This is a genomic window from Opacimonas viscosa, assembly GCF_024199005.1.
Taxonomy (GTDB): domain Bacteria; phylum Pseudomonadota; class Gammaproteobacteria; order Enterobacterales; family Alteromonadaceae; genus Opacimonas; species Opacimonas viscosa.
In genome coordinates, this window is record NZ_JANATA010000027.1 from 1 (window position 1) to 24,441 (window position 24,441).

The 24,441-nt window shown below is 41.5% G+C and carries 23 protein-coding genes; 12 read left to right on the plus strand and 11 right to left on the minus strand.

Translation table 11 applies throughout. From position 1 onward, the window contains the following. A partial coding sequence (locus NLF92_RS11840) for an EF-Tu C-terminal domain-related protein (RefSeq protein WP_080034449.1) occupies positions 1–83 on the plus strand: 83 nt, incomplete at its 5' end. A 131-nt stretch (positions 84–214) separates the two neighbouring features. Here NLF92_RS11840 and NLF92_RS11845 read toward each other — a convergent pair. From NLF92_RS11845 to NLF92_RS11855, 3 genes are all read right to left on the minus strand, one after another. Beyond that, entirely contained in the window at positions 215–2,077 is a 1,863-nt protein-coding gene (locus tag NLF92_RS11845) for an ATP-binding protein (protein WP_254102220.1), read from the minus strand. Continuing rightward, positions 2,061–3,134 carry an ABC transporter substrate-binding protein gene (locus tag NLF92_RS11850; RefSeq protein ID WP_254102222.1) on the minus strand — a complete coding sequence of 358 codons (1,074 nt, stop codon included), beginning with the start codon at positions 3,132–3,134 and terminating at the stop codon, positions 2,061–2,063. Before NLF92_RS11850 ends, NLF92_RS11845 begins: the two co-directional genes overlap by 17 nt. A gap of 123 nt (positions 3,135–3,257) precedes the next feature. Next, positions 3,258–5,903, minus strand: a complete 2,646-nt coding sequence (locus NLF92_RS11855; RefSeq protein ID WP_254102229.1) for an alpha-amylase family glycosyl hydrolase — start codon at positions 5,901–5,903, stop codon at positions 3,258–3,260. 373 nt (positions 5,904–6,276) lie between these two features. Here NLF92_RS11855 and NLF92_RS11860 point away from each other — a divergent pair, with 373 nt between their 5' ends. Continuing rightward, positions 6,277–7,980, plus strand: a complete 1,704-nt coding sequence (locus NLF92_RS11860; protein ID WP_254102231.1) for a glycoside hydrolase family 16 protein — start codon at positions 6,277–6,279, stop codon at positions 7,978–7,980. 67 nt (positions 7,981–8,047) lie between these two features. Then, positions 8,048–9,094: a CNNM domain-containing protein gene (locus tag NLF92_RS11865; protein WP_254102238.1), complete on the plus strand. Its 1,047-nt coding sequence runs from the start codon at positions 8,048–8,050 to the stop codon at positions 9,092–9,094. Positions 9,095–9,104: 10 nt separating this feature from the next. Here NLF92_RS11865 and NLF92_RS11870 read toward each other — a convergent pair whose 3' ends face one another. Then, complete coding sequence (locus NLF92_RS11870) at positions 9,105–9,560, minus strand: hypothetical protein (RefSeq protein WP_254102240.1); 456 nt, start codon at positions 9,558–9,560, stop codon at positions 9,105–9,107. A gap of 264 nt (positions 9,561–9,824) precedes the next feature. Between NLF92_RS11870 and nhaD the strand changes: the two genes are divergently transcribed. The 5 genes from nhaD (at position 9,825) to panP (ending at position 15,592) form a co-directional block, all read left to right on the plus strand. Next, positions 9,825–11,219, plus strand: coding sequence for a sodium:proton antiporter NhaD (gene nhaD / locus NLF92_RS11875; RefSeq protein ID WP_254102242.1), 1,395 nt, complete (start codon positions 9,825–9,827; stop codon positions 11,217–11,219). A gap of 208 nt (positions 11,220–11,427) precedes the next feature. Next, positions 11,428–12,345, plus strand: a complete 918-nt coding sequence (locus NLF92_RS11880; RefSeq protein WP_254102244.1) for an ABC transporter ATP-binding protein — start codon at positions 11,428–11,430, stop codon at positions 12,343–12,345. Position 12,346: 1 nt separating this feature from the next. Next, positions 12,347–13,117, plus strand: a complete 771-nt coding sequence (locus tag NLF92_RS11885) for an ABC transporter permease (RefSeq protein ID WP_254102246.1) — start codon at positions 12,347–12,349, stop codon at positions 13,115–13,117. After that, complete coding sequence (gene trmB / locus NLF92_RS11890; protein WP_254102248.1) at positions 13,117–13,788, plus strand: tRNA (guanine(46)-N(7))-methyltransferase TrmB; 672 nt, start codon at positions 13,117–13,119, stop codon at positions 13,786–13,788. The genes NLF92_RS11885 and trmB overlap by 1 nt, the downstream gene beginning before the upstream one ends. Positions 13,789–13,918: 130 nt before the next feature. Further along, entirely contained in the window at positions 13,919–15,592 is a 1,674-nt protein-coding gene (gene panP / locus NLF92_RS11895; RefSeq protein ID WP_254102250.1) for a pyridoxal-dependent aspartate 1-decarboxylase PanP, read from the plus strand. On the opposite strand, the gene panC is transcribed toward panP, so the two are convergent. The 6 genes from panC to dksA all read right to left on the minus strand — a co-directional run bounded on the left by panC (position 15,575) and on the right by dksA (position 20,596). Next, entirely contained in the window at positions 15,575–16,423 is an 849-nt protein-coding gene (gene panC / locus NLF92_RS11900; protein ID WP_254102252.1) for a pantoate--beta-alanine ligase, read from the minus strand. The two genes, panP and panC, sit on opposite strands and share 18 nt — an antisense overlap. A gap of 76 nt (positions 16,424–16,499) precedes the next feature. Then, positions 16,500–17,297, minus strand: coding sequence for a 3-methyl-2-oxobutanoate hydroxymethyltransferase (gene panB / locus NLF92_RS11905; protein WP_254102254.1), 798 nt, complete (start codon positions 17,295–17,297; stop codon positions 16,500–16,502). A gap of 56 nt (positions 17,298–17,353) precedes the next feature. After that, positions 17,354–17,848, minus strand: coding sequence for a 2-amino-4-hydroxy-6-hydroxymethyldihydropteridine diphosphokinase (gene folK, locus NLF92_RS11910; RefSeq protein WP_284700429.1), 495 nt, complete (start codon positions 17,846–17,848; stop codon positions 17,354–17,356). Beyond that, positions 17,845–19,206, minus strand: a complete 1,362-nt coding sequence (pcnB, locus tag NLF92_RS11915; RefSeq protein WP_432420228.1) for a polynucleotide adenylyltransferase PcnB — start codon at positions 19,204–19,206, stop codon at positions 17,845–17,847. The genes folK and pcnB overlap by 4 nt, the downstream gene beginning before the upstream one ends. 84 nt (positions 19,207–19,290) lie before the next feature. Then, positions 19,291–20,145, minus strand: coding sequence for a tRNA glutamyl-Q(34) synthetase GluQRS (gene gluQRS / locus NLF92_RS11920; RefSeq protein WP_254102256.1), 855 nt, complete (start codon positions 20,143–20,145; stop codon positions 19,291–19,293). Between the two features lie 4 nt (positions 20,146–20,149). Then, a complete protein-coding gene (gene dksA, locus NLF92_RS11925) occupies positions 20,150–20,596 on the minus strand; it encodes an RNA polymerase-binding protein DksA (protein WP_254102258.1) in 447 nt (148 codons plus the stop codon). A 394-nt stretch (positions 20,597–20,990) separates the two neighbouring features. Here dksA and pepB point away from each other — a divergent pair, with 394 nt between their 5' ends. Genes pepB through NLF92_RS11940 form a run of 3 tightly spaced genes read left to right on the plus strand, consistent with a single transcriptional unit; the run spans position 20,991 to position 23,538 of the window. Then, on the plus strand, positions 20,991–22,268 hold the full coding sequence (pepB, locus tag NLF92_RS11930; RefSeq protein ID WP_432420229.1) for an aminopeptidase PepB: 1,278 nt from the start codon (positions 20,991–20,993) through the stop codon (positions 22,266–22,268). 1 nt (position 22,269) lies between these two features. Then, positions 22,270–22,854 (plus strand): YhgN family NAAT transporter, encoded by a 585-nt coding sequence (locus NLF92_RS11935; protein WP_254102261.1) that lies wholly within the window; start codon positions 22,270–22,272, stop codon positions 22,852–22,854. Further along, a complete protein-coding gene (locus NLF92_RS11940) occupies positions 22,855–23,538 on the plus strand; it encodes a DUF416 family protein (RefSeq protein ID WP_254102263.1) in 684 nt (227 codons plus the stop codon). Between the two features lie 4 nt (positions 23,539–23,542). On the opposite strand, the gene rsmD is transcribed toward NLF92_RS11940, so the two are convergent. Then, on the minus strand, positions 23,543–24,145 hold the full coding sequence (rsmD, locus tag NLF92_RS11945; protein WP_254102265.1) for a 16S rRNA (guanine(966)-N(2))-methyltransferase RsmD: 603 nt from the start codon (positions 24,143–24,145) through the stop codon (positions 23,543–23,545). Positions 24,146–24,192: 47 nt separating this feature from the next. Between rsmD and NLF92_RS11950 the strand changes: the two genes are divergently transcribed. Beyond that, a partial coding sequence (locus NLF92_RS11950; RefSeq protein ID WP_254102267.1) for a hypothetical protein occupies positions 24,193–24,441 on the plus strand: 249 nt, incomplete at its 3' end.

Consider the following 24,441-nt stretch of genomic DNA (forward strand, 5'->3'; position numbering starts at 1 on the left):
CGATGGACGAAGGTTTACGCTTCGCAATCCGTGAAGGTGGTCGTACAGTAGGTGCCGGTGTTGTTGCGAAAATCATCGCATAATATCTAGCTTACCAAGCGAATTAAGAAACCCGTCCTTGTGACGGGTTTTTTGTTTCTATGGAAAGAAGTGTCAGGCTGTTTTCAACGAACAGAGAACGGCATAACAACCTCATTATTACTGAGTATAATATTTATGAAGGTTTATCGATGACAACCTGCATGATACTGTTAATAAGTGTGGCTTCCTCTACGGGCTTAGTGACGACGCTATTCATGCCTGCATTGATAAAGGTTTGATGTCGTTCATCAAATGCTTCAGCGGTTAAACCAATAATGGGAATATTGCCTTTTTCTGGCAGGGCTCGAATCAGCTTTGTGGCAGTAACGCCATCCATGACAGGCATATGAATATCCATTAAAACAACATCAAAGTTGTTGTGTGCTACTGCTTCTAGGGCCTGTTTTCCATCGAGGCAGCATAAAACAAAGTGCCCATGTTTCTCGGCAAAACCCTTGGCTACAATGGCATTAATTTCGTTATCTTCTACTAATAAGATGCGTAGTGTTTGCTGGACGAATACAGGTGAGTTTTCAATCTCAGTTGGCATGTTTACATCACTTAGCTGAACTGGAAGTTGTACGACAAAGCATGAGCCTTTTCCTGGCTCACTGTCTAACGTAACTGTTCCACCCATGCGCTCAAGTAATTTTTTGACAATACTTAATCCAAGACCGGTACCACCATATTTGCGGGTGGTTGAAGAATCGGATTGTTTAAATGCCTCAAATACCGCATCTTGACGATGTGACGCAATACCAATACCAGTATCTAAGCACGTCATCGTTAACATCGAATCTTTTGCAGGGGATCCTGGTTCTGTAGATAATTCAAAAGTAATTTTAATGCTACCGTGTTGGGTAAATTTGACTGCGTTGGCAACCAAATTAAAGGCAATTTGGCGTACACGCACTGCATCAGTGATAAGCAATTGAGATTTTGGTACATTGTTAACACATTCCAAGATAGTGTGTTTGTCTGATGCTAAGTGAGAAAATACTACATGGATACTATTGGCTAGTTCATTCATGTCCAGTAATGTAGGTTCAATGGTCAATTGCCCTGCTTCTATCTTTGATAAATCTAAGACATCATTAATGATACTTGATAATGTTTTACTAGAGAGTGTCAAAGCATCAACAATCTCTACTTGTTTATGATTTAGCTCCGTGTCTTTTAATAAGCTTGTCATTCCCAATAGTCCATTAAGCGGAGTGCGTATTTCATGACTCATGGTAGCTAAAAATTCACTTTTGGCGTGATTAGCGGCCTCGGCTTTTTTAATCCCATCTTCAATTGCTTCTGTCATTTTCTCCATATCGCGTGCAAGTTGGTTAAACTCATCGGTAGTATGTAAATCGATATTAACACGGTGCTTTTTTTGGGAAATATCTTGGGATGCAGCTTGTAATAATTGTATAGGTCGAATGAGAGTGCGACGTGTAATTAACCATAAAATCAAAGAACACATTAAAGCCGCCAATACGATGATAAAAGCTGTTACATTGCGAATGGTGTTTAATGTATCGGTAACCACAGCGCTTGATTCGGAAACATATACTTGCCATTGCCATGGAGAAAATACGATTTTGGCATTAAGTGTTTGGGTCAATTGGAGCTGTTCTGGGGATTGAATATCACTGAGCAAGATTTTAGCGGCATCTAAGTCATCCAATGTACTAAAAATGATAGTTTCATTTGAGGTGATGTGAAAATCTTTTTGCGTATCCCGTTGCAATGCTTTTAATTCTGTAAATACTTCTTGTTGATAGGCTTGAATAAATGAGTCGACACTGGCTAATCCAGAACGCTGTAACACCTCATAACGCTGTTCAATCATGGAATTCACGACTTTGCTTATCAAGTAGTCAAGATTCTGTTGTTCACGTAAATACGCTGCATCTCTGGCTACAATATAAGAATAGCCACCAACACTCGATAACCCAAGCACTAAAAAAGGCAAAAAGAAGAATAATAGTTTAAGGGTTAACTTCATTTTTGGTATACACGTGTTGGTTGGCTAGTGTTAAAATAGCGGAGGGTAAGACTAAGTCATGCGCGAGAGCTGTGGTGGTGTTGACACCAATGACAAAAGCACCAGAGCGGTCTATTGGCAGGGTATTGGCAGGTCTGCCAGATAAAATCTGCTTACTTTCGATTGCTGCGGTATTCGCAATTATTTGACTGTCACTGAGGACACCAAATAATGCACCGCGTTTGATCATACGTAAATCTTCTGAAAATAACTGTGGCAAATTAAGCTCGCGTTGGACAAGTGGGAACAGATTGACATCATGTGCGGCAGGTCCAGGAGGGATCCAGTACCCATCAATTTTGTCCTTACACTGTGCTAATGCGGTTAAAAAACGTTGACGATTTTCGATACTATTATTTGCGCTGGTATCAAAATTAAATTTGACGGGTACGAAGCTAAATGCTGGATAATTTTCATCCTGCTCAAGCAAGTATTGTGCAGAGGACAATGTTGATGGGTAATCTGAATATACCAAACCAATACGATATTTATCAGCACGAGGATTAGCGCTCAAGATCTGCTGCATGAGCTGTAATTTGGTATCAGCAGCAATTACGTGGGATGTCCCGGTAATATTATTTGTGCTAGTTTGACCAAGTTTGTCAATAATGCCAGTAGACACAGGGTCAGCCACTACCATAAATTGCATGGGGACAGACAGCTGATCAGCTTGGTTAAGCAAAACTTTGGTTGCTAGGGTTGCGACACTAACAATTAAATCATACTCATGGGTAGCCAATGCATTTGCCAGGCGTTTTGCACCCAACTCCGGATTTGCATCAGCTTGGATTACGGTAAATGATAACGTCTGCTCTGGCAGCATGATTTGTAACTGCTGCTGATAGAATTTAATGGCGTCATTAAGTAAAGCCAAATTCATAGTATTCAGTATTAATATTTGCTTGGTCTGAAATAGTGCTGGTGAGGTTAGCTCAGCTCGGACAGCATTCGGAGGCGAAGCATGAGCTAACGGTAAGGAAAAACAAATCCATATGAAAATGCCAAATATTAATCGCACAAGAATATTCCATATATTTTATAGACACTTATAACTTTAGTTTAATTCTACAAAATCACAAGTTTAATTCTACAAAATCACAACTCATTGCTTATTCGAATATGTCCTTGGTCACGTCCATTATTAATATATTGGAATCAATACCTCGTCCATAATTTTGGGGGCGTCTGGTGCTGCTCCACCAAACTGCCAGTTGTCACTTGCTAGCCCTAACGGTCGGTAATCCCCTTCTCCAGACATATCCCATGTCGTAATATAAATGTGGTAATTTGACCAATCACTGATCCCAAAACTTTCACCAGCATAGATTAATTTGATCTTCTTGTTGGCTTTATCCACATGTACCTCAGGTGCCGTCCCAACTTTCGTGCCTTTTGCATTGGTTGATGCTCCATTTGTTGTATATAAACTATTACCCCAGCCATAAACTTGATGCCCAATCTGCCAGGTTAATGACTGTGGCATTGAGGCGGAAAGCAAGGGGAGTATAGTTAAGCCCTCCCCATCTTTGCGCCCAAAGAAAATGGTAAATGCTACATTATCAAAACCATTTGCAGGTAACCAAGCATCACTTATATCAGCCATAGTTAGTTCTAACTGCAAAACCGACCCAGCACTCAGTACATCGACGGCTAAGATCTCTCTTTGTGCTCCACTACTTGCATGTTGCGGATTAGTGTATTTCCCAGTTGGGCCGAATCCATCTTTTGCACCATCCTTATGATTTATGTTTATAGCAGCTTGTGTAACTTCAGTTCTTAACGTGAGTTGGCTATTAATCAGTGAAGATTGCTGAGAATATAAATCAAAGACTATCTTATGGCGTCCTAAGTCTTGGACGGGGACTGCAAAGCTAAATCGCCCATCTTTAGAGACTATAACTGGTAAGGCAGCATCAAAATTACTATTCTTAATTAATAACAGTGTTTCCGGATAGTCAGAACAGCTTGTGAGTTTGTCAGCATTCGTAATGGGTAAACATTCAAGCGTGGCTTCTATTAGAATATCTTTGTTATGAATGGTTTTTTCATAATTATGAGAAAAAGTAATAGCAAATGTATGCTGGGGGGTTGGTTGTTCTGTCTGATTACTGATATCCACTGCCTTTTTGATAGAAGGCTTGATAGGTGGTTTGGCTGTCAAAATAACAAAACTCAATGGTGGTAGCACCATTTCTAAGTGTTGTTCACGATCAATAGTAATTTTTTGTTCTAAATTCTTATGACTCATAAAAAGAGGGGTTAATTCCGTACCAGGTGCAAGTGACGTAGTAACATCACGTGCTAAAATACTATGTGGAGCGGTATTAAATAACACGAGGATGTTTTGTACATCAGTTTCAGTGGTCTTTAAGGTACTGTGAGTTTGGTCTGCATCATTAGTGGCCGTTGGATAACTGCGTTGATAGGCCAGTAGCCCCTGACCGTTTGGGTTGTCGGCTAAGATTGTCATATCACCCAGGGTTAGAGCGTCATGATTTAATCTGATCTTGCTCAATTGTTGAATGAAATCATACATCTCACTGTCTTGGCTAAAGTCGTTCGATGTATCTGTGTATTGAGTTGATCCTGTTTTAAACAACGGCGCTCGTGTCGTTTTGTATGCGTGTTCCGAACCTTGATAAATAACCGGGATCCCCGGTACCGTCATTAACAGGGTCAATGCTTGTTTAAACGCCGGTAAATTTCCTGTTGCTAGAAAGCGCTTAGTATCGTGGTTATCAACAAAATTAGGTGTGGTAAAAGGATCGGGATAATCAAGCATAAAGCGCTCTAACCGATATGAAAGTTGTGCGGTTGGTTTGCCTTCGGCAAACACCGCATTGATATCAAAGTATAAAGGAAAACCGATGACAGAATTAAGGAGCGGTTTTTCTGGAGTACCTAAAAATTTTGTTACCTTTTCCTCACCATTATTTTGCAGTGGTCGTGATGATTCAAACACTTCGCCAAACGTTAAAAAGTGCTCTTTACCCAGTGTTTTAGCATGAGAGTAGATACCGTCAGTATCATGTAAAAACTGCTGCCAAAACTCGGGCTCAACATATTTGACAGTATCAATACGAAATGCATCAACACCTACCTCCGTCATCCAATATTTATAGGTTTCCTTAAACGTCTCGATCACTAGTGGATTGAGGGTGTTGATATCAGCGAGATTAGCGAGCTGAAACGTATATTGTTGTGCGAGATCATTATGATCACTGATTGGAGTCGTCCAATTATAAATATCGGCAACAAAATCAGCCTGATTTAAGCGATTGATTTGATCGAACGGGGATTGCGTAGGGGCACTTTGGAACCCTGTTTCAAATAGGTAAAAATGTTCAGCTGTATTTTCTGGGTTATAAGTTCCGGAATACCCAAATAATGGTGCTGTATGGTTCACTACAATATCTTGAATAAGATACATATCGTTGTTATGTAACGTTTTTGCCAACGACTGATAATCCGCCAATGTCCCAAAGTGCGGATCAATTTGGGTGAAATCTAAGGCCCAATACCCATGGTAACCATAATAGTCTGACGCAGAGCTGTACCACATATTTTCGACAGGCGGAGTTAACCAAACGGCAGTTGCCCCTAAGTTTTTAATATAATCTAATTGTTGTTCCACACCAACAATGTCCCCCCCGTTAAAGTGCTTTAAAGAATGGGGGTTGTACTCATTGCGACCTTGGTTATTGTTGCTTGGGTCGCCATCAGCAAAACGGTCAATCATCAGAAAATAGATGATTTGTTTACGCCAGTCAGGGGACTCGACGTGCAAGAGATTGTTTTCTTTTGCGCTAACTGTAACGGGCAATAAATAGCTGAACAATAGCACCAAGACAAGAGTTAACGGAATTTGGAAACAGTTCTGGCACATTTTCAGTGAAGTTCGCCAGCGTTTTCTTAAGGCACTTAACTTCGTTAGAACACAGAGAACTATAACAAGCATTTTGAGCAACCTATGGATAAAACATATTAGCATCATAGCGAAATCGCATAACAAAACACAGTCAGTTACCCATAATGCAAACGTATTCAATGTGCGCTCTTAACAACCATTGGTTTGTTAAATTTTTGTAAGTCATGTATAGTAGAGCTTAACAAATGAAAGCGCTTACATTGTGCTGAACCCTTCTTAATATGGAAAAAACATGTTTAAACGAGTTTTAATTGGTGCTTTTTGTACTGTATTTATCCAACCAGTTTATGCTGGTTGGGAGGTTTCATGGATTGACACTTTTTCTGGTGACAGAGTTAATTGGCAAAACTGGACGGCACAAACCAATGCTAACTACAACAATGAAGTGCAGTGTTATACTGATGATGATACTTCTGCATTGCGCAATTATGAGGTGTCAGATGGCACCTTAAAAATCATTGCACGCAAAGGTGTGGTTAATTGTGCAGGTCAAAATGGTAGAACACGTGATTGGACGTCAGGACGTTTGAACTCAAAAGATAAAGGTGAGTTTTTGTATGGTCGAATCGAAACCCGTTTGCGTTTTGATGAACTTCGCAATGGAACGTGGCCAGCTTTTTGGGCGCTGGAGAATCGCATCAGCGAGCAACCAATAGCAGGTGATAATGACAATATAAATTGGCCCAATCGCGGTGCTGGTGAAATCGATATATGGGAGTGGCATGGTAATAACGGAAATTCCTATATTACCGCTTTTCACAATACCACTCGCTATGCAGGGAGCAATACATGTGGGGCAGTTGCCTATTACAATTACCCTGGCGGCGCCCAAGATGTTCAAGGTTTCAATGTGTATGCAATGGAATGGACTGCCGACGAAATCAGTTTTTTGATTAATGATACAGAAGTTATTCGCTATGACATGACTAACTGCGGCTTTTATGAAGAGCCAATGTTTTTATTACTCAATGTCGCTATGGGGGGAACGTTAGGAGGGCCGATCGACAATGCTATCGAGCAAGCGACCTTGGAGGTTGATTATGTCGCACACTGTGTGGCTACAGATGCAAACAACGCCACAAGATGCAATGAGACAACACCTCGTATGACCGATGCGGACAATGATGGCATCAGTGATTCAGTCGACCAATGCCCCAGTACTATCAGTGGCACTGCTGTCAACGCGGTTGGCTGTGCAGTGGTTACTGAACCTCAGTTACCAGCGCCTGAACCTACGTTACCAGCGGCTTCGGTTATTTCACTTTACGGTGAGACATATGACAATATTACACCTGTGGATTTTAATCCTAACTGGGGCCAGAGTACTCAGGTGAGCGAAGTGTTGATTGATAATAATAGTGCGCTTAAGTATACAAACCTCAACTATCAAGGGACAGACTTTGAAAACAGTAAACAAGATGTATCAGCTTATGATTATCTGAGTATTGATTACTGGACATTAAATAGTGATTCTTTGAGTGTTTATTTGATTAGCCCTGGCCCTCAAGAACTGCCTTTTAGTCTACCTATTTCCAATGGTGAATGGGCAACTGCTCAAATTCCTTTGTCACACTATGCCCAAATTGTTGATTTAACTGATACTTTTCAGCTAAAGATAGCAGGGCAAGGGACGGTATATCTAGATAACGTCTATTTTGCCCGCAGCACTTCTGACAATACCGCGGCTTCAAATCCTACCACCAATACGGGCACATCAGGTTCTTCTTCTGGTAGTTCATCAGGCACAACAACGAATACCGCCACCAATAGTTCAGGAACTAACACTACGTCAACGAACAACACTCCTAGTACCAATACGACCAATAACAATGGGAGTACTTTAGTTGGCTCAAAATCTGGCGGAAGCACAACTTTGTTCTGTTTATTAGCAATGTTAGGTATCTTAATGCACAAGCGCAATTCAGGTCTTGATTAAGAACGTAGATGACATTTTAAAATAGCTCAGGCATACTCATTTTTTTAAAAAATTAATCGATACGGAAATGATTCTTTTAATAATCTATGTGTCCATTGCCTTGGGCTTCTCATTTATCTGTTCTATCGCTGAAGCGGTTATCTTGAGCGTATCTAATGCGTATATCTCAGTCTTGGAGAAAGACGGGAAAACATCCGGAAAACTGCTCGCTAGTCTTTCAGCTGATATTAATCGTCCTTTATCAGCGATCTTAACGCTTAATACGATTGCTCATACAATGGGAGCTGCAGGTGCTGGAGCACAGGCTGCACGGGTGTTCGGTGACGCCTATTTAGGCGTGATATCTGCAGTATTAACATTTTTAATATTGGTCTTTTCAGAAATCATTCCAAAAACCTTAGGGGCTACATTTTGGCGCCAATTAGCGCCAGCAACCGCTTATTTTTTAAAATACCTGATTATTGTTCTGTATCCTTTTGTCAAAATGTCCCAAAAAATGACGGCGGGTTTTACCGAAGAGAGCCCTTTGAAAGGTTTGAGTCGTGAAGAGCTTCATGCCATGGCGGAGCTATCCGGTCAAGAAGGGCAATTAGCCAAACACGAGGCGGGTATTTTGAAGAGTTTAATGTCATTACACGACCTCACCATTAGAAATGCGATGACGCACCGCAAGGAAGTGTTTTCTGTCCCACAAGACATGACGATAGATGCGTTTTTCCAAGCACATGCTGACACGACTTTTTCGCGAATTCCAATTTATGAAGAAGATGATGCTGAAAAAGTGGTAGGTTTTGTCTTAAAAACAGATTTGTTAGTTGCCCACGCCCAAGGCAAACACAATTACCCCTTGGTTGATTTCAAGAAAGATATGCCGATTTTACTTAGCAGTATGAGTCTTTCCTCAACGTTTGATCAGTTTCTTGCAAGTAAAGTCCATATGCTTCTGGTAGTCGATGAATACGGTGGCTTGGAAGGCATTTTAACGATGGAAGATTTGTTGGAAACCTTACTTGGTGTGGATATCGAAGATGAGACAGACCAGCCACTGAGCATGCGTCAACTCGCCAAAGATTTAGCGACCTCAAAACGCAACAAAGCCATAAACAGTAAATAGTTTATGGCGCTTAATGCGCAGTTGCATCTCCGTAGAAAGTTTTATGCCACATAGATAAATGCATCATAAAGCGCTCTTTGATCGTGCCACTGACCTCATCAACTGCGAGTAAATCTTCCGGGATATCTTTGAGGATTAACCAATGATGTAAGGTATTTAGAGCAATTGCACATGCTTGGCCTTTTGCGGCATTGGCGACACCTTCGTTGTCTAGTAGGTGTTGGGTGTGCTCAATTAACGCCGCAATATTTGCTTCGGGTTCATTGCATTCAGTAACAATGGCGCTGAACTTCTCTACTAAGGCAATAAAATCTTCATTTTCTGGAGAGACATCTCGATTGGCTTGTTGTACTAGATTTTGAATAGCGGAAATGTGTGCCACCACATCAAAACTGGCTAAATGTAACTTTTGAAATGCTTGCTCTTTTGCTTGTAGTCGTGGATCGACAAATTTTTCATCTGACATCATTTTACCTATGAATAATAATCAATATAAATAAACCAAATAACTAACAAAATACACATATGATTTACATTTTAAACGCCGCTGTAACACCCATAAACTCTGAGAATAAAAAGAATAAATAATTCAAATATAGTTCTAGACCTTTATAAATAAGGGTTATAAAATCCTCGACGTTTATAACGTTTCGCCTATACCAATGTCGTATTTTTTAACGACTTATTAAGAGTACCCTACGCTCAGAAAATTTTTTTACAAGGAAATCAAATGCGATTTTTACTCTTAATATTAACAGCGTTAAGTGCTGTTTTTGCACCTGAAGTTTTTGCTGCCAGTGGTGGTAATAATCTTGATCTTACCTCATCTAGTGCTGGCTTTCTTGCTTTAACTATTTTTGTTATTGCTTATGTGTTAGTCATTTTCGAAGAACAGTTGCATTTAGCAAAGTCTAAGCCTGTTTTACTTGCTGCAGGTTTGATTTGGATCATCATTGCGCTAGTTTACGGCAATACGGATCAGGCGCATTTAGTTGAGGAGGGGATTCGTCATAATTTCCTTGAATATACAGAATTATTCTTCTTCTTACTCGTAGCCATGACATATATTAACGCTTTGCTAGAGCGAGGTGTATTTGATGAGCTCAGAAATTCACTAGTTGCCAAAGGCCTTTCGTATAAGTCTTTGTTTTGGTTAACTGGGGTATTAGCTTTTTTCATCTCTCCGATTGCCGACAACCTGACAACGGCTTTAGTCATGTGTGCTGTTATTATGGCTGTAGGTAAAGAAAAGCCTAAATTTATTGCATTAGGTTGTATCAATATTGTTGTCTGCGCGAACGCTGGTGGTGCATTTAGTCCATTTGGTGATATCACAACCTTGATGGTTTGGCAGAAAGGTATTTTAGAATTCTCTGAGTTTTTTGTTTTATTCTTACCATCGGTAGTGAATGCGATTATCCCCGCATTTATCATTTCTTTTGCGATCCCCAGTGGCAAGCCACCTGCGATTGAAGGTGCGACCGGTCGAGTGATGAAAAAAGGCGGTAAAACGATCCTTGTTTTATTCTTGTTGACCATCGTTACAGCAGTCAGCTTCCATAACTTTTTACACATCCCTCCGGTCTTCGGCATGATGACGGGTCTTGCGTATCTTAAATTGTATGCATTCTATTTGAAGAAAGTCGAAAATATTGAGCATAACTTGGATAATGATGTACCAGGTTCACAGCCTAAAGGGTTTGACATATTTGACAAAATTGCTGGTGCGGAATGGGATACGTTATTCTTCTTCTACGGGGTTATCTTAGCTGTTGGTGGTCTTGGTTTTATGGGCTATCTGGGCTTAGCATCGCAGTTTATGTATGTTGAATTAGGTACTACCAATGCCAATATCTTGGTGGGAATTTTGTCGGCGATTGTTGATAATATCCCGGTCATGTTTGCTGTTTTAACGATGAACCCAGAAATGAGTCATACCCAATGGTTACTCGTTACGTTGACAGCTGGTGTGGGCGGTAGCTTATTATCGATAGGTTCTGCTGCAGGTGTCGCTCTTATGGGACAGGCACGAGGTTATTATACCTTCTTCGCACATTTGAAATGGACTTGGGCAATCGCACTCGGTTATGCAGCAAGTATTGCGGTACATTTAGCGATAAACTAATATGATCTAAATATTAATGTCGGCATAAGCTATGGCATGATAAACGGATTATTTGAAGCGGTTATTAGTCTTTACTATGACCGCTTTTTTATTACGTTTCTCATGGGGCAAGCCTGTTCTTCTTCTGTTCCAAATCCTCTATTGTTGGTACACTATACAAATTCAGATATTGCTAACAATTTAGCGAAGAACGGAGAGCATCTAGCTTATGCAAGCGTTACATATTTCTGGTTTGACTAAAACGTATAAAGGCGAAGTTCAGGCACTTAAAGGTATTGATTTAACCGTTGAGCAAGGGGATTTCTTTGCCTTACTAGGGCCGAATGGTGCTGGCAAATCAACGACCATCGGAGTTATCTCTGCCTTAGTAAATAAATCCTCTGGGCAGGTTTCAGTATTTGGACATGATATAGATACTGAGTTGGAAGCGGCTAAATCTTGCATTGGTCTGGTTCCACAAGAATTCAATTTCAATCAGTTTGAAACCGTTTTACAAATCGTTGTAAATCAAGCCGGATACTATGGTGTTCCGCGTGCTATTGCTAAAGAACGCGCTAAAAAGTATTTAACTCAGCTAGATCTTTGGGAAAAACGCAACTCTCCAGCCCGTACTTTATCTGGTGGTATGAAGCGTCGTCTTATGATTGCCCGTTCATTGATGCACGAGCCCAAGTTACTTATTTTGGATGAGCCAACCGCAGGCGTTGATATTGAGATCCGTCGTTCAATGTGGCAGTTTTTAGAAGAGATAAATAAACAAGGCGTAACGATTATATTAACCACGCATTATCTCGAAGAAGCAGAAATGCTGTGTCGTAATATCGCGATTATTGATAAAGGTGTGATTGTAGAAAACACCACAATCAAAGCGTTGTTGTCGAAATTGAATATTGAAACGTTTATTTTAGATCTGGCTGCTGAGGTCCCCACTATACAACTCACAGGCGTTGAATTTCGAATTAATGGCACTGAATTAGAAATTGATGTAGCGAAAGAAGATGGGTTAAATCAAGTCTTTAATCAACTTACCGAACAAGGCATACAGGTGATGAGTATGCGCAATAAAGCGAACCGTCTAGAAGAGTTATTTGTCCGTTTAGTCGAATCAGGCCGTGGAGAAGAATAAGATGAATGCACAGGTTTTTACAGCGCTACAGACCATATGGATAAAGGAGTGTACACGTTTTCTAAGGATTTGGGTCCAAACGTTAGTGCCGCCAGCAATTACGATGTCTTTGTATTTTGTGATCTTTGGTAATTTGATCGGCAAACGGATTGGCGACATGGGTGGTTTCTCTTATATGGAATTTATCGTACCCGGGTTGATCATGATGTCAATCATCACAAACTCGTACGCGAATGTTTCTTCTTCTTTTTTCAGCGCCAAATTTCAGCGCAACATAGAGGAGCTGCTCGTCTCACCTGTCCCGACTTGGGTAATCATTATGGGGTTTGTTGGGGGCGGTGTAGCCCGTGGTTTGTTGATTGGTATTATTGTGACGACGGTATCTTTGTTTTTTGTCGATGTACAGATTCATAACTTTGGGATCATTTTCATTACTTTACTACTTACCTCTACGTTATTTGCGACTGCTGGTCTGATTAATGGTATTTTTGCCAAAACGTTTGATGATATTTCTGTCGTTCCTACGTTTATTTTGACACCTTTAACTTACCTTGGCGGTGTGTTTTATTCCTTAAGTTTACTTCCTGAATTTTGGCAAATGGTGAGTAAAGCGAATCCTATTGTGTATATGGTTAACGGTTTCCGCTATGGATTTTTAGGTGTTTCAGATGTGAATTATCTATTTTCCTTGGGTCTGTTAGTTGGCTTTAACGCGATTTTATTTAGTGTCGCTTATTATTTATTAAACAAGGGTACGGGGATCCGGGCCTAATGGGATTGCATTCTGGTATGGGTAATTCTCGTTCGGTTGAAACCAATCAATCTGGCGTGCACGAGGATTTGCTGGTAACGGTTGATAAGTATCGCACTAGTGAGTTTAGAAAACCCATACAAGAACATACCCAAAAAGCGTTCGCTGAAGTCCAAGAGTGGCTATCTGATTGGCCTGGTCCGCTTATCTTCGATTCTTGTTGTGGTGTTGGCCAGAGTACCAGTAAGATCGCTAAAGCTAATCCAGATGCGAGAGTAGTAGGCCTAGATAAGTCAGCTTTAAGGGTAAGTAAGCATTCACTTTATAGTTTTTCAGAAGACAACCATATCGTAGTGCGTGCAGATGTCATTGATTTTTGGCGTTTAGCGGTGACAGCTAAATGGCAACTAGCACAACACTATATGCTCTACCCTAATCCTTATCCCAAGAAGACCCAATTACAAAAACGCTGGCATGGCCATCCTGCTTTTTTATCACTTTTAGCACTTGGTGGGACCTTGGTACAACGCAGTAATTGGCAATTATATTTACAGGAAAGTGCTCAAGTTTTAGAGCACTTTGGCAAACACGTCGTCATAAATAAAGTAGTAGATAGTGAACCATTTACGCCCTTTGAAAGAAAATATACTGCCAGTGGGCAAACCTGTTGGGAATTGATCGCGCAGTTGTAGTCACGCAGTTATAGTCGCGAACTCATAGTGGGCTAATAAAAAATGATGCTGATTACACGACAAGTTAATAGTAATTTTTGGAAAATGAGTTTACCATTCGCAATCCCTTTACATTTAGGATAGATCCAGTTTGAGCAATGCAGAAGCCAGCTTAGAGCACTTATTTCGGGTATTTACCATGCCTGAGCATAAAGACTCAACGCTCTCTCGTATAGAGCAACATTTATCAGATAATTTATCCGATTTTTTGTCGCGTCATGTCGTTGCCAAAAAAACTTCACTGGAATCCATTGAGAAAGATTTTTCAACTGCGTCGTTACCGCAAAGACCCGAGTTTGTGTCCGAGTTTGCTGATCAATTACTAGATAAGCTAGTGGCACATTCGGTGAATACTTATGCGCCGACTTTTATTGGGCATATGACCTCCGCTCTTCCTTATTTTCATCTATCATTAGCCAAATTGTTAGTGGGTTTGAACCAAAACCTCGTAAAAATTGAAACGTCTAAAGCATTTACACCGCTAGAAAGGCAAGTGCTAGGTATGATGCACAATCTTGTCTATGGCAAATCAGATGCGTTTTATGAGCAATATTTGCATTCAGCGAATCACTCTTTAGGTGCATTTTGTTCTGGTGGTACGATTGCAAATATGACGGCCTTGTGGGTGGCTCGGAATAAATGCCTTGGACCCAAGCCTGGGTTCGCTGGAGTGACAAAAGCTGGTTTAGCCAGTGCTTATCGTGCTTATGGTATTAATGAACTTGGCATTGTTTCTTCAAAACGAGGTCACTATTCGCTAGCGAAAGCTGCTGACCTTTTGGGTATGGGCCGCAATAATCTACATACATTGAATCACAATGAACAAACCCTAGATCCAGACGCTGTAAGAACCTTTGCCAAACAATATGCTGCTCAAGGCAATCAACTCTTGGCGATTGTTGGGGTTGCAGGTACTACTGAGACTGGACATATTGACCCTTTGGATGAATTAGCTGATGTAGCTGAAGAACTCGGCTGTTGGTTCCATGTAGATGCAGCATGGGGTGGGGCAACATTATTCTCTGATACGCACCGTGCTAAGTTAAAAGGTATTGAGCGCGCTGATTCAGTGACGCTCGATGCGCACAAACAGATGTATGTCCCCATGGGGGCTGGTATGGCTTTATTTAAAGATCCCAAGCATAGTTCAGCGGTGCGCCACCATGCTCAGTATATTTTACGTGAAGGTTCTAAAGATCTGGGTGCGACCACCTTGGAAGGTTCGCGCAATGGTATGGCGATGATGGTGTATTCGTCGCTGCATGTGTTAGGTAAATCAGGTTATGAGTTGTTGATTGATCAAAGTATCGATAAAGCACAGCATTTCGCACAGATGATTACGGCACACTGTGAGTTTGAGTTGGTGACAGAACCTACATTGTCTTTGTTAACGTATCGTTTGGTTCCTCAGGACGTTCAAAAGGCGCTACTAGCTGATATATCAGATGCTGACAAGACTATGCTTAATGAGCAAATTAACGCGCTTACGAAGGCGATTCAGAAACAGCAACGTGAGGCTGGTAAGTCTTTTGTATCAAGAACCCGATTATCCGTCCAAGCGTACGGTCACGATTGTCTAACCGTGTTCAGAGTCGTGATAGCAAACCCACTGACAACTCAGGCACACTTGTCTAGCATTTTGACCGAGCAAACTGAGATTGCAGCGATATTACCCGAATACACAGCAGTGTGTAAAACTGCTGAAAAGCTCATTAAGAAATGCTCAATTAGTACTGAACAAGCGACCTTACAAGCTCACTTGTAAGTTATCAATTAGACGAGTTTTGCCCAAGAACGCCGCGGCTAAAATGACCAATTCTTTATCTTCAAAACTGGCAGCTTGCAAAGTAAACGCTTCTCTTATTTCAATATAGTCCGGTTTGAAACCAGCTTCTTTTAACTCGTCATTGCCTTCGCTAATGAGTTGTTTAAAGTGTCTATTGCCACTTTCTATTTGTGCCTTTATATGGCTCAGCACACGCGCAATAGCTGGTGCGATAGCCCTCTCTACATCAGTCAAGTACCCATTTCTAGAACTCATAGCTAAACCATCTGCATGGCGCATTGTTGGTACACCCACCACTTCAACATTCATGGATAAGTCGGTGACCATTGCTTTTATCACCTGAAGTTGTTGATAATCTTTTTCACCAAAGAACGCGATGTTAGGTTGGACCATGTTGAATAATTTACTCACAATAGTCGCTACGCCTCGAAAGTGACCAGGCCTAGATGCACCGCAGATCATATAAGAAATTCCTGGTACTTCTACGAACGTTTGTTGCTCTAAACCACGCGGATAAATATCGCTTACCGTTGGAGTAAATAAAACATCGACGCCTAATGCTGCTAGTTGCTCGCTATCTTCGGCTAAGGTACGTGGATAATTATCCAGATCTTCTTCCGCACCGAATTGCAAAGGGTTAACGAAAATTGAAACAACGACAATGTCGGCATTGGCTTTAGCTTTTTTGACCAATGATAAGTGGCCAGCATGCAGATTACCCATAGTGGGAACAAATGCGATACGTTGCCCCGATAGTTGCCAGTTCCTGCGTAATTCTCTTAGTGAGAGGATGTTTGAAACAGTTTGCATAGTTATCCTTTACTCATCATTAATCACAGAAGTTTACGCTAAATGTACGTTAAGTGGCATATGATACCTTGGTCGTTTAAGCAGAAAAAGAATGCTCTGGTCCAGGGAAAGTACCGGTTTGTACTTCATGAATATACTGTTTTACAGCTGCGCGTATATCCCCCGTTTCTGCTAGATAATTTTTGGAGAATTTAGGCATATAGTTAGCACTTACACCCAGCATGTCATGCATGACTAGTATCTGACCATCAGTTTCGGCGCCAGCACCAATGCCTATGACAGGGATGGAGACTAACTGTGAAATGCGTGCAGCAAGTTCTGAAGGAACGCATTCTAGGACAAGCATTTGGATGCCCGCTGACTCTAATCGTTGTGCATCTGCACACAATTTGTCGGCTTGAGATTGGACTCTGCCTTGGACCTTAAAACCACCAAATACATGCACTGATTGTGGAGTGAGACCTAGGTGACCGCATACTGGAACACCACGTTCATTGAGTTTTTTGATAGTGCTTACTAACCAATCGCCACCTTCTACTTTTACCATGCTAGCGCCAGCAGCCATGAGTTTTGCAGCGTTAGTAAGTGCTAGCTCCTCTGTGCCATATGACATAAATGGCATATCCGCGATAACAAAAGCGCGTTGGGCAACTGAACTCACTGCTTTAGTGTGGTAAGCAATTTCGTCCGTGGTAACAGCCAAGGTGTCTTTTTCACCTTTGAGTACCATGCCCAGTGAATCACCAATCAACATTACGTCAACGCCAGCATCATCAAATAATTTAGCAAAGCTAGCGTCGTAAGCCGTGATAGCCGTGATTTTTTCACTAGCAGATTTCATATCCATTAAACGAGAAGTGGTTACAGTTTTCATAACGTAAGTTCTATTCATCTAAAAAAGCGAACTATACGGTTTTTACTGGTAAAATGCTAGTCTAAGCGACGGAGTTCAGTAAGGTCACATTCTGCAACCCAATGACTGATAGGTTGGTTATCTGGCATCACCAAAGTAGGACTTAATTCGAATAGAGGTACTAACACGAATTCACGCCCACGGATCCCATAATGCGGCACAATGAGCCTTTCACTTTGGATACTTTGATTACCATAAAACAAGATATCTAAATCAAGAGTTCGCGCCCCCCAATGTTCTCCTGTTCTAATTCGTCCATGCTCAGTTTCGATATGTTGTAGTGCATCCAGGAGCGCCAAAGGTGCGAGGCGAGTGTGTAAACGGCATACTGCATTAGTGTAGTTGGGTTGGTCAGAAGGCCCCATGGGGGCACTACTATAAAAATGGGAGCACGCATCTAGTTCGGTATTAGGAATAATGGCTAATTGGGTCAGTGCCGATCGCAATTGTTCAACTGGGTTTCCCAAATTGGCACCTAGACCAATGTACACTACCTCTGAGTCTATATTCATGGGTTTTGAGATGGCTTACTGTTAGATTTTTTATTGCGTGGTTTACGACGTCTTCTGGGATTTTTGGATGCACCAGCTGATTTACGTAATTCTTCTAACATGGTTTTACGTTTGTCGCCATCTACTTCCTGGAACTCGGTCCACCAATCAGCGAGCTCGTATAACTCACCGCCTTCAATCTCACCTCTTAGTAATAAAAAGTCATATGCAGCTCTAAATTTGGGGTGTGCCAACATCTGGTAGGCTCTACGACCGTAGCGTTTACTTAATCTATTTTGGAAGGACCAAATTTCACGCATCGTAATACTAAAGCGTTTAGGGATCATGACTCTTTCTAGCTGTCTTTGTAGTACTTCGGATGTAGCAATGTTAAATGCGTCTAAAGGGCTTAAGTTTGATTCAAATATCAGCTTTTGTGAAAACTCTTCAATGGGATACCACAGAAGGGCAGCATATAAAAACGCAGGCGTAACACGTTGGCCATTATTGATGCGGTTGTCCGTATTTTTTATTACCTGTTCGATAAAACGGTTTTCTCTACTGTCAGGTATTTGGACTAATGGCGCAGTTTGGGGAAATAAACGTTCAAATAAACCATACTCGATTAGCTGTTGGTAAGTCGCGTAACCTTGACCGCTAAACAACAATTTCAGCACTTCTTCAAACAAACGTGCAGGAGGAATATTTTCTAATAAATATCCCAATTTTTTAATTTGTTCAGCACACGGTTCTTCGATTTCCATGTCTAGTTTGGCGGCAAATCTAACAGCGCGAAGCATGCGCACAGGATCTTCTCGAAAACGGGTTTCAGGATCACCGATAATTTCAATAACTTTATCTTCGATAGCTTCTACGCCATAGGCGAAGTCCCTGATGGTTTTATCTGCTGTACTGTAGTACATGGCATTAAACGTAAAATCACGACGAGCAGCGTCTTGTTCTAGCGTGCCGTAGACATTGTCTCTGGTCAGTTGACCGTGCCCATCTTGCTTGGCTGTGCCAGAGTTTTCAGGTGAGCTTTGATGAGGGCCACGAAAGGTCGCTACTTCAATAATTTCCCGACCGAACATAATATGAGCAAGCTTAAATCGGCGACCAATAATACGACAGTTTCGGAATAGACCTTTGATTTGCTCAGGTGTGGCGGATGTGGCTACATCGAAGTCTTTGGGGATTTTACCTAAGAAAATATCACGAATACAGCCACCAACAAGGTAAGCTTCAAAACCAGATTGATTTAGTCGATGTAGAACTTTAAGTGCATTGGGTGATAGTAAGTCATCACGTACAGGGTGTTCTGATGAATGCAATATTTGCATTTTCAGTTGTGGTTGCTGTTCACTACGGTCACTAGTCATCGCACTTTGAATTTTTTTTATTGCGCGTTTAAAAATAATATTAATCTCAGGTGTCACTATACAGTCATAATAAGCTTAAAGTGCTCATCTAACAATGATTTCATGTTGATTATTTGTAATTCGTGCAGGCCAAGCGCGTATAGCTGCATGCAAAAGTTCAGGTACTGATAGTTTTTGTACACTAGGTGGTAAGTGAATCCCCAGTAAAGTAAAAACGTTCAGTAAGTTTTCTTTTGCGAGTTGGTTATTTACGGCTGGGGCATGATTTTGTTTGCTTAATTTCTGCCCTGGTGAAGATACTAAAACAGGTAGATGGACAAAATCTAATGCAGGCTCATTAAACTCGTTGCGAATGACCGTCTGAATATACTGCGTATCAGCTAAATCATTACCTCTGACTACTTCTGTCACACCTTGCTCAATATCATCACAAACCACCACAAAGTTATAGGCAAAGAAGCCATCTTTGCGCTTGATAATGATATCTTCATCGTTAACGGATAACACAGGATGTTGTTCAGTGGGTTGCATTACATTTTTAAAACGCAAAGCAAAAGGTTGGCTGGTATTAACTTGTTGCTGGCGACATCGACCTTGATAGTAAGGAGAGCGGCGCTTTATGTCAGCACGAGTGCAAGTGCATGCATATACTTTGTTGTTTTGTTCTAAACGGCTGAGGTAATCACCGTACAAGGATTTGCGCTGAGCTTGATAAACTATAGGAAGATCTGATTGCAAGCCGTGTGCAGCTAGTGTGTCTAAGATAAGTGTGTCAGCGCCTGGTTGACAGCGTGGCTCATCAATATCTTCAAGTCGAACGAACCAAGTGCCAGAATTGGCTTTTGCGGCTAAGTAACTGGCTACTGCAATATAGAGTGAGCCTAAATGTAATGGTCCAGATGGGGACGGGGCAAACCGTCCCACATAGGTAGCGCTCAAAGGGTTAACCTTGGAGTTGCTTTTCTTTAATTTCAGCCATCGTTTTACAATCAACACAAAGATCGGCTGTAGGACGAGCTTCTAAACGACGAATACCAATTTCGATGCCACATGAATCGCAGAAACCGAAATCATCTTCTTCTATACGCTTGAGAGTCTTTTCAATTTTTTTGATGAGTTTACGCTCACGGTCACGGGTACGTAGCTCCAAAGAAAACTCTTCTTCCTGGGCCGCTCTATCAACTGGATCAGGAAAATTTGCCGCTTCGTCTTTCATATGTGTCACGGTGCGGTCGACTTCTTCGCGAAGTTGGTCGCGCCAAGCTTGTAAAATAGAACGAAAGTGCGTTAACTGCGCTTCGCCCATATATTCTTCATCTTTCCCTGCTTCATAAGCTTCTAACCCAGCTAATGCTAGCAGACCTAGTGATTTAGTTTTCGTTGTGGGCATACCACATCTCCTTAAACAAACACGTACTACATGTGTCGTTATGATAAATGCATAATCAATACATCTTTTTGTTATAACAAATAGGAGGAGCGAACAATATATGTTTTTGCTCTTTGACTCACTATTTTTTTATGTCGGAGTGTAATATGGAGGCATATTTATAAAAATCAAATATTAATTTGTTAATAAAAGTTTATTGGCTGATTTTACAGAGTTTTTTATTTGTTTATATCGTTGAAAAATGTCTGTTAGCTATGCAAATCTATGTTTGGGTAACGTATTTACAAAAAAATACAGTAAAACATGATTATTATAAAAGTGAAAATTCAGTGGGTACTATTAAGTCTAGAGTGAGATTTGCTACAATACCCCTATCAAAATAATAATAGAGACTTTGCCAATGTTTAATCTTCATTTATCGACCCAACCTGCACCAGCACCCTATGCCGCGTCTGCTAAAGTTAGCTTTGTCCAAAATGATGTGACTTTGCATATTCCTGGTCCTGAGCCAATCCGCGCATTACAAAAATCCGCGCGTCAGTTCAGTGAATTTGCAGGAACTGCAATTAATTTTGTTGGTGATTGGTCAGCATTATATATTCGCGTCTTTTTGGTTGCTCTAGATAAACACGATTTGACAGTGACCTTAAATGATGCAGAACTGCCACAATTAGTCCAAAATCATCTAACGGCAATTGATTTTTGTCAATGCTTGGTCAACGCCACTCCACAAGACATCTCTCCTGAGGTTTTAGCAACCCAAGTGGCCAATTATTTAGAAGAACTAGCACCCGAAGCGGTGAGCGCCAAGCATATTATCGGTGAAGCTTTGGTCGAGTTTGGTTGGCAGGGTATTTATGAGGTGGGCCGTGGCAGTGCAAGACCACCGGTTTTATTGGAACTAGATTACAATCCTACCGGAAACAGTAATGCCCCGGTTGATGTGGCACTAGTCGGCAAAGGTATCACCTTTGACAGTGGTGGTTACTCGATTAAATCAAGTGAAGGAATGCTTGATATGAAATGTGATATGGGTGGAGCCGCCACTGTATCAGCAGCGTTAGCACTCGCTATTATGGAAGGTTCTAAGAAACGCATTAAGTTGTATTTGTGTTGTGCGGAAAACTTAATTTCTGGACATGCTTATAAACTGGGTGATGTGATCACGTATAAAAATGGCACGACAGTGGAAATAGTCAATACCGATGCAGAAGGACGTTTAGTGCTAGCAGATGGCTTAATGGCTGCCAGCGAAGATAGTCCTAAGGTTATCTTAGATGCAGCCACACTCACCGGTGCTGCAGTCATGGCGTTGGGGACGGATTATCACGCTTTGTTTACCCAAAACGATACTTTAGCTGAGACCTTAACTAGCTTGGGAGAAACCCATGCCGAACCTTTTTGGCGCCTACCCTTAGCGCCATTTCATTCAGATAATTGCCCGTCACCATTTGCGGAAACGGCAAACTCGCGTCCGCAAAAAGGAGGCGGGGCAGGAGGGGCATCTAATGCAGCTGGGTTTTTAGCACGTTTTGTTGAGCCCGGTATTCCATGGGTACATATCGACTTAAGCGGTGCGTATCATCGCAATGCCACAGCGACCAAACCCGCTGGTGCATCAGGTATGGGCGTCGTTGCGTTGGCGGAATTTATAGAGCAGGTTGAGCTGTAACATGGATACCTTATCCGCGGCAATTATGCTTTTTTTGATCATGGATCCTTTAGGGAATATGCCGGTCGTCATGTCGGTATTAAAGCCCTTTGAGCCCAAAAGACGATTGTTGATCTTGGCTCGAGAATTGGTTTTTTCTTTGCTGATCTTGTTGGTTTTTTTATATTCTGGAGATGCGATTTTGGCATTTTTGAATATCAAACAAGAATCTGTGAGTATTGCCGGTGGGATTATTTTATTTTTGATTGCGCTGCGCATGATTTTCCCTACGCCAGGAGGGGTGATGCGCCTTCCCGAAGGGGAAGAACCGTTCATCGTACCATTAGCCATCCCGATGATAGCAGGCCCTTCATCTATGGCTGCGTTGATTCTGTTGTCAAATCAAGCACCAGGTAGAATGGTGGATTGGACCATGGCATTAGTAGGTGCATGGTTTCTATCAGCTGTTATACTGATGTTCTCTAATCAGTTTTTTAAACTGCTAGGTGAAAAAGGCTTATCAGCGATGGAGCGCTTGATGGGTATGATATTAATTATGTTATCTATTCAATTATTTTTAGATGGCATTGCTGCATATTTGAAATAAATGACTCAAAAATTATCAACGTTCCAACAAATACGTGAATTAAAGCCTTGGTCTGCACAGGCATTTTGCTTGGCTATTTTGGCCCGCATGGTACCTCATTTTGCGCTGTATCAAACAGCACAAGACTCTGCCGTAAATGAACATGGTGATGAGGTAGATGCTGGCTTAGCAGAGCATATTCTAAACCTCTTGTGGTTACATTTGGCGGATCCAAAAAACAAATTCAATATTGGTGTACAGTTAGAAAAAATCGAAGCAGCGACGCCAGATATGCAAGAGGGAGATGCATTTGGTGTACTACCTGCCATGGATGCATGTCTCGGCTTAGCAGCGGTTTTACGGATGCTGCAAAATGAACAAATGGATGCGCCTGTGATGGTTTCAAAACTAGCACAAGGCGGCGTTGAAGCATATCTTTTGGCAACAGATTTTGTCGCAGCCCAAGCACATCTTGAGTCGCTAACTGACCTCGAAGCATATGACAAAGCATTGCGCCTACTCAATAGCGAATTAAAAGCGCATCCCTTAATGGCGTTTGAAGTGAATTTCCAACAAGAAATATTGGGTGTCTTAGCTGATACGAATTCTGGGAAAATGGGTGATAAAGGCGTTTTTGTTAAGAAACTCAAAGCGCTAGTCAATGAGACGGAAATAACGACAATTGGGATCGAGTTAGCCCAATAGTCTGCTATTGTTTGATACAGTGAAACAGACCGTAAGCAAATCCGCCCGTTCTTTGTTGTTTTAGCGTCTTTAAATGATATGACGCTGGTGCTAATTGCACGCTTTGCAATGTACTTTCATGTTCTATGTATAAAAGTGTTTTTGTAGTGATTAGCTGAAGCTGAATGAGGTTAGTCAGCGCTTTTTCAACTAAACCTTGGTGAAAAGGTGGGTCGATAAACACGACATCAAAAGGTGTCGTTCGGGCTATTGCTTTGCTATTACAAGCATCTGCACCAATAATATTAACTTGGTCATTGATCTGCAGTTGAGACGCGTTGGAGTTTAGTTGGGCAACTGCTGGTGCAAACATTTCACAAAAAGTGACATGTGCCGCCCCTCTCGAAATGGCTTCAAAACCTAAACTCCCACTGCCAGCAAACATATCCAAACAGTGTGCATCACGGATGTCGTTCATCAGCCAATTGAAAAGGGTTTCTTTACTTCGGTCGGTAGTCGGACGCAGACCATCATGACTCAACACAGGAAGCTTTCTACCCCTGAACTGGCCTGAAATAATCCGAATAGAACCCATCTTTGCTTGGTTTTTTTGTGCTTGTCTGCGCATTGACTCTAAATATTCAATAAACAAAGTGCTATGATAACAATAATTATTTGAGAACTCACTGTAATACTGAAGGTTCAGTAGCGATTATGTTTAATTTTTTTAAGAATAAAAAACCTACCCCAACCCCGGAAGCCGAAGCAGAAAGCAAGGCCATAGAAACACCCGTTGCAACAGAAGCGCCTGCGGCGATTGCAGAGGAAGAACCTGCGGCGATTGCAGAGGAAGAACCTGCGGCGATTGCAGCGGAGGAACCTGCGGCGATTGTAGCGGAGGAACCTGCGGCGATTGTAGCGGAG

What these genes read in the sequence shown, in the direction of transcription:
- NLF92_RS11845 (WP_254102220.1), bottom strand. Translation starts at nt 2,077, where the DNA reads ATGAAGTTAACCCTTAAACTATTATTCTTCTTTTTGCCTTTTTTAGTG.
- NLF92_RS11860 (WP_254102231.1), top strand. Translation starts at nt 6,277, where the DNA reads ATGTTTAAACGAGTTTTAATTGGTGCTTTTTGTACTGTATTTATCCAA.
- NLF92_RS11865 (WP_254102238.1), top strand. Translation starts at nt 8,048, where the DNA reads ATGATTCTTTTAATAATCTATGTGTCCATTGCCTTGGGCTTCTCATTT.
- NLF92_RS11870 (WP_254102240.1), bottom strand. Translation starts at nt 9,560, where the DNA reads ATGTCAGATGAAAAATTTGTCGATCCACGACTACAAGCAAAAGAGCAA.
- nhaD (WP_254102242.1), top strand. Translation starts at nt 9,825, where the DNA reads ATGCGATTTTTACTCTTAATATTAACAGCGTTAAGTGCTGTTTTTGCA.
- NLF92_RS11880 (WP_254102244.1), top strand. Translation starts at nt 11,428, where the DNA reads ATGCAAGCGTTACATATTTCTGGTTTGACTAAAACGTATAAAGGCGAA.
- NLF92_RS11885 (WP_254102246.1), top strand. Translation starts at nt 12,347, where the DNA reads ATGAATGCACAGGTTTTTACAGCGCTACAGACCATATGGATAAAGGAG.
- trmB (WP_254102248.1), top strand. Translation starts at nt 13,117, where the DNA reads ATGGGATTGCATTCTGGTATGGGTAATTCTCGTTCGGTTGAAACCAAT.
- panC (WP_254102252.1), bottom strand. Translation starts at nt 16,423, where the DNA reads ATGCAAACTGTTTCAAACATCCTCTCACTAAGAGAATTACGCAGGAAC.
- panB (WP_254102254.1), bottom strand. Translation starts at nt 17,297, where the DNA reads ATGAAAACTGTAACCACTTCTCGTTTAATGGATATGAAATCTGCTAGT.
- folK (WP_284700429.1), bottom strand. Translation starts at nt 17,848, where the DNA reads ATGAATATAGACTCAGAGGTAGTGTACATTGGTCTAGGTGCCAATTTG.
- pcnB (WP_432420228.1), bottom strand. Translation starts at nt 19,206, where the DNA reads ATGACTAGTGACCGTAGTGAACAGCAACCACAACTGAAAATGCAAATA.
- dksA (WP_254102258.1), bottom strand. Translation starts at nt 20,596, where the DNA reads ATGCCCACAACGAAAACTAAATCACTAGGTCTGCTAGCATTAGCTGGG.
- NLF92_RS11935 (WP_254102261.1), top strand. Translation starts at nt 22,270, where the DNA reads ATGGATACCTTATCCGCGGCAATTATGCTTTTTTTGATCATGGATCCT.
- NLF92_RS11940 (WP_254102263.1), top strand. Translation starts at nt 22,855, where the DNA reads ATGACTCAAAAATTATCAACGTTCCAACAAATACGTGAATTAAAGCCT.
- rsmD (WP_254102265.1), bottom strand. Translation starts at nt 24,145, where the DNA reads ATGCGCAGACAAGCACAAAAAAACCAAGCAAAGATGGGTTCTATTCGG.